Annotated in this window: 3 protein-coding genes; all 3 read right to left on the minus strand. The window is 57.1% G+C overall.

What is annotated here, in order from left to right; all coding sequences use genetic code 11:
• Positions 1-25: 25 nt before the first annotated feature.
• Positions 26-781 carry a molecular chaperone gene (locus K0F75_RS05550; RefSeq protein WP_219060837.1) on the minus strand — a complete coding sequence of 252 codons (756 nt, stop codon included), beginning with the start codon at positions 779-781 and terminating at the stop codon, positions 26-28.
• A gap of 106 nt (positions 782-887) precedes the next feature.
• Entirely contained in the window at positions 888-1,442 is a 555-nt protein-coding gene (locus K0F75_RS05555) for a fimbrial protein (RefSeq protein ID WP_219060838.1), read from the minus strand.
• 489 nt (positions 1,443-1,931) lie between these two features.
• A partial coding sequence (locus K0F75_RS05560) for an RHS repeat-associated core domain-containing protein (protein ID WP_219060839.1) occupies positions 1,932-6,092 on the minus strand: 4,161 nt, incomplete at its 5' end.

The raw sequence follows: 6,092 nt of genomic DNA on the forward strand, positions 1-6,092 counted from the left end.
TCCGGACAGTGCAGCTACAGAAGGGTTAGAGGGCTAGCTGGACGGGTGCGATGAGGGGAGGGGTGATCGCGCCGTAGTCATTGATCGTCGAGAAAGTCACCTGCAGGCCGGGGCTGGGTTTAATGCCGGTCAGTTCATACACCTGGCTGGAAAGCGGCGAGGCCATGGCCAGGCTTTGGAGTTGCACGCTTTGGCCGTTGCCGGAGACCTCTATTCGGGTAAAGGACACGTGGAAGGGGGTCGGATTGTCCACGTGCAGATGCGCTTTGCCGTTGATGTTCTTGATCGACCACTGCAGGTCTTTCAGGCGCACAACCGGGTTGTCCTTGAGCTGGCTAGGGCGATAAAACAACTTGAGCCGTGTGCGCAGGGCGATGTTCAGGACGTTGCTTTCTCTGGTTTCAACCTGTGGGATTTCCTGGACATTGAAATAGAAAAGCGATTCACGATCCGTCGGTAAATCATTCGGTAGCCCATTGATCTGCACCTGCTGTTCCTTGCCCGGGTTAAGCCGGAACAGGGGCGGGGAAGGGATAAATGGCACGGCAGTCGTGGTGTCATCACTGGCGGTGTTAACCCAGGTTTGTACTGCGTAGGTTTTGCTGCCGGGGTTGGTGACAATCAGCGAGACACTGCGTTTGTCGCTGTCGAACACTACCCGAGTGCCGCTGATAGTCAGGGCGGCGTGGCTGACCGGTATCTGAAGGGTCAGCAGCAACGTGGTCACGCAGGCGAGAAGGGCGGGCCGGAGAATGGCCGAAGGTCTGTTTAATCCGAACATGTACAAATACCTTTTACCGGCGCGCGAGCGTTCGCGCACCGGCTGTATCGAGGGTGCCCGTTGGGTCTGGCGCGGATCGCGTCGTGACCCAACGGGCGGGCTGATATCAGTTGATGGCGACGACGAAGGCCACGTCGGCTTCGGCTGGGCCTGGCGTGACGATCGCGGCGATGGACCTGTAGTAGACATCGAAGCGCAAATCGGTCGGGTCGATATCGCTCAGTGCGTACTCGGCGGACTCCGAACCATTGACAACGTTGGCACCGGTTTTGTCTTTGATGACGGCAACAACGCCTTTGGCCGCATCGGTGGTGGGTTTGAAGGCGTAATAGTCGCCGCTTGTGTCGGCTGTGCCAGTGAACGTCACTTTGGCGGTGTCGCCGGGCGCGATGGTGCAGCCCCCGACACCAGGGGTAACGCGCAATGCGAAGCCCTTGCCGCCATATTCTTGACCTGTTTCAGTGAAACGGCTGGCCTCAATGCTGCCCATGTTCACCGCACCGGTACCCGGAGCCCCTGTTACCGGATCAACAATTTCAATACCGCAGGTCACAGCAGTGATCTTGCCCTGAAAGTTGATGGTCCCGGTGGTGGCAAAAGCCGATGTGGCGCCAAGACCCAGAAGCAGGCCAAGAGGAAGGGCAAGTAAAGAGTTCTTCATGTAAGCAGTCCTTTTAATAAGAGGTATCGACACGGCCTGGAAGCAAGCAGTACCGATATTCACAGGTGTATCTGTTAGGGATTGTTGCTGTGGTATTGCGCTCTCTTGCTATAAGAGATATGCGATCGAGGAGTAAGATTGTTTCATTATGTTTGTAAGTTGCGTCCTACTCGACGCGGCAAATGGTAGTGATGTGTGCGCGTCGGTAATATAGGAAAAGTCATCAGGGGTGTAGGAAAAAAGCCACGTACGTCGTAAGGAATCATCCCTGGGTGAGAAGGAGTTATGCATGTTTGTATTGGGGGAACTCTCTGATATGGGCTGTAAGGTTGTGCGTCAGTGACTAGACGTTGTGTGGGGGGTAACAACTTCGGGATTTTCGAGGGGTGGGGCGGTTGTATCGAAGTATTTTCTAAAAAAACCAGCCCCTATAAGTACCAAAACTTATTGGTACCTATAGAGGCTGGGGTCGGTGCAAAACTACAGCTGTTAAGCTCGCCGTATGCCTGTGGCTGTAGCTCCGTAGCTGAAGGTTACGTCTCCAGCTGTTCCATGTGACGCGGCATATTTCATTCCACCACCGGTTTTAACGGCAGGCCATGGTGGCGTGGGATCGAAGTAAGTGGGTGCGCCTGTTCGTAGGTTTGTTTCTGTGGTGGCAGTGGTTGTAGTTGGTACGGACGTTCTCATGCCACTGCTGGGTGAGATCAGCAGATCTTCGTTACCAACGGGGCTTTTGTTGGGTAGCTTAGGGCTTGATGTTTTGAGGGCGCTTTTGGGCTCAAATAGATCGTAATCAATCCTGCGCGCCGGTCTTGCAATTGGCCTGGTTTCAGGGAGTGTAATATTTGGCGCCGTTAACGATTTAGCTGTTTGCGACGCACTACTTTTGCTTCCTATCGACTTCAACATTCCTTTCCCCATGGATCGGGCCGTTTGCGCAAGTCCGACGTACAGCGCTACCTTGTCAAAGGCATCACCAATTTGGTAAAGCCGTTGCTGTTCTTCAGGATCATGGTTCAGCAGCGCGGCTGTCTTGTATCCGGTCCCGGTAATCATGGCGCCTGTACCCAACACCGTCACGGCCATGATAAAGGGGGTGGCGGTTCCCAGACTGGCGACCGCCATACCCGTGAAAACCACTGTCAGCAGCAGTCCGGTCACCAGCGCCCCTTTATTGACGTTGAAGACGCGGTGTTCGAGTTTCCCGACGCTGTGCCCGGTCGGGTCCTGGAAGGCAATCGGATTACCTTGGCAATACCCGTACGGATTGACTCCGCCGGCCCCGAACGGGCTCAGAGAATCCGGGCTGTGAAAGCGCATCAGGGTCGGGTTGTAGGCTCGGTAACCCTGGCCCAGCAGGTACCAGCCGCTGGCTTGATCGCGGACTTCACCGTTGAAGGCCAGCAAGCATTGCAACTCGCCATCGTTATCGTCGTGGCTGCTGCGTTCGCCATAAGCGCTGTAGACCGCGGTGCGCAGTTTGGCTTGCTGGCTTTCGCCGAGGACACTGTTGCTGGCGTTGGTCATCAACAGCAGGGTCTTTGTGTCGTCGTCCACCTGCTGCTGACCCAACGGAGTGTCTCCATCGTAGAGGTACTGGATCTTCGTGCTCCCCTGAACCGTGTTGCTCAGGCGATCACCCTCATAGAAGCGCAACGTCTCGACGGCAGCGCCCTGTGTGGTTGAGACCAAATGATTGTGCCCGTCGTAACGGTATTGACGGGTCGGGTCACCGCTGGCCGTCTCGACATTGAGCAGACGACCCTGGCTGTCATAGTGCAGGCGCTGGCCCAACTCATCGTTGAGCATGTTGCCGTCGGCGTCATACGCAAAAGGTGTGCTGGGTGGATAGTGCTTATGACTGTGGGTGATCTTCAGCAGTTGGCAAGGATCATCGGGAATGTTGTACGTGAACATGCACCGGTCGGTTGTCTGGTCGGCGAAAGTGGTCAGGGTAAGGGTGACGTTATCCAGCGCATCGAATCGGAAGACCTGCTTGACGATTTCATTGCCGTAGCGATCCTTGGGGAGGGTCTCGCCCGAACAGTCGTACTGTATCAACCGTCCGCGGGAGTCATATTCGAAGTCTTCTTCAAGCAGACTTTTTTCCAATGCTTTCAACTGCCGACACTGCAACTGATCGTCCGTCCGCCAGCTCTGACTGAGGGTTCGAGTTGGCTGGTTGGTCAGGCTTAAGGTACGCAGGATTTCGCGGCTGTGTTCGTCATACGCCAGTCGGGTCTCCAGCGTGACAAGGGTTTTAAGGTCGGTGCTGTTGGTTAGGCTCAGTCGTCCCAAAAGGTCGTATTCAAATCGGGCATGAAGTTGTCCTTGGCTCACCAGCATCACCCGCCCGTATCGGTCGTGATCGTAGGTGGTGGTCAGCCCACTGACGTCCGTGCGCTGCAATTGTCGGCCTTGCAACGAGCTGACATAACCGGTAGTCCAGGTGTTACCCCCTGCGGCCCATTCATCCTTTTTGAGATGATTGGCGCCATCATAGGTGTATGTCCGGTGTCCCAGACTGTTTTGCGAACTGGTCATGCGGGCGCTTTTTACGTCATAACCGAAGCTGACGCTTTCGTCCGGCGCGACGGTGGTAACAGGCTCTTGAGTCAGGCCAAGCGCGTACTCATAGTGGATGCTGGCCTGCCGTGGCGTGACCCGTTCGCTGACCTGCAATTGACCACCTTTGTAGTGATACGTTTCGACACGGGGGCCGGTACGCAATTCAGTCAGACGCTCAAGGCCGTCGAATACCTGGCCACCCGCGTTTACTTCAGGAGATGACTGGTTCGATGGCTGAACGGTCAGCAGGGTCGCCAGTTCGGCGCGGCTATGGTCTGCATAGCTGCGCTTGACTTTGTCCCCGTTTGGCAAGGTACTTTCGACCATTCGGTCAAACGCATCGTAGCGGTACCCGGTGCTGTGGCCGAGCACATCGATTTTTTCGACCGTACGCCCCAGCCCGTCATAGTGATACTGCTGCTTGCCGATACTCTCGCCGATGAGGGTGAACCGTTCGACCGTCTCTGGTTTTTCAAACAGGTTGAGTTGAGTCACCGTGAGACCGTACCGCTCGGTGGACGAGCGATTGGTTTGTTGCCAACTGCTTTGGGTTGGCATGAATTGTCCGTCGGAGGTTGTCCAGCCGAAAGGGTCCATCAGGCTAAAGGTCACCACCCCCTCAGGCGCGGTCTCACTGTCCTGCTGCCCCCAATCGTCGTAACCAAAGGAGCGCTTGAGCGGCAAGTCTTCATCGCCCAGCCAGTCGTAATCGGTTTCGGCCAGCAACTGACCGCGCGCGTCATACTCGGCCTTGTACGTCTGACGAAACGCTCCGGCACTGGCGGGGTTGTCGGTGTCCTGACGTTCTTCCTTGATCACCCGATTGAGGCCATCCAGGTGGCTGCGCGTCTGTACACCCTTGACGTCGGTGACGGTCTGCGACGCCGTTTGGCCCCCTAGGCCAACCAGGCTGTACGCGTAACTGCGGGTGGCGGCGAAGTCGGTGTCCGGGGCTACCGTTTCACTCACTACCCGGCCCAGCGCATCGTAGACGTAGCGGATTTCCACGTCGCTGTCGTCGCGGTTGAGCAGCGGTTCACCGGTGAGCAGCGAGTGCTCCAGGGTGATGACCTTGTGCACGCTGTCAAAACTGCTGCTCAGGGTCTGCGTGGTCTCGAGCACGGTTTCGCCGGCACGGCCGGTGCCGGCGTTTTTTTCATAGGCGAAGTCGGTCGACGTACTGTGTTCGGCGTAGGTCAATGCGTCATGCAGGGTCAGCGTCACTTTGCGCTGACGCCCGTGTCGAAGTGCATCCCCCGGCACATCGAAATAGCTGTAAGCCGTCGTTTGCATCAGGTGCTCGTCGCTGCCCTCGAGCTGTTGCAGGGTTTCGTTCTTGATCACCAACCAGCTTTTCACGCCGCCAGTGACCGGCGCCATGGCCTGATAGTGATAGCGGGTGCACAACGTCGGTGCCGGGCTGCCGAAGCTCGAAGACGCCGGGGTTACGGTCTGCTCCTTCAACTGGCGCACAAACCCTTCCGGGTCGGCCGGGCACAGTCCTGGCTCGCCAGCCGCCGGGTAATAGCGGCTGGTTTCGGTGATGCCGTTGGCCTGGACCTCTTTGGCCAGGTTGCCATAAAGGTCGTATTCGCTGCTGACCGTTTCCCGGCGAACGAGGTTCGGGTTGTCGAGGTTTGACCAGCTGTTGGTGAGCGTTTTGGGCAGTTGGCAATAAATGGGCTGGTTGTCGAAGTCGACGCCGTCCTCGGCGTAATAAACCGTGACCACCCTTTTCACGTTTTTGTTCTGGGTCGTGGTTTCCTGGGTCAGCAGGTGGAAACGGTTGAAGGAGCGCTCAACCGTGCGCACCGCCTGGCCTCCCACGTACAGGCTTTCGGTGGTGCCATACGCATAGACACCGGTGATTTTGTAGAGGTTGTCCAGCCCGTCGTCTTCCCAAATCAGACCGGAGGCGTTGTAGCCCAGGAAGTTTTTGCCGAGGTCGGTGCCGTTGCCCCGGTAGGTATACCGCGCCTCGATTGTGGGCTGGCCGGCGCCGGGATCGGTGATGTGATGGGTCACCCGTCGCAGCGCCAGGCGTGCATCAAGGCCGGGGAATGCATGCCCGCCATCGTT

The organism is Pseudomonas sp. UMAB-08 (genome assembly GCF_900095225.1).
Taxonomy (GTDB): Bacteria; Pseudomonadota; Gammaproteobacteria; order Pseudomonadales; family Pseudomonadaceae; genus Aquipseudomonas.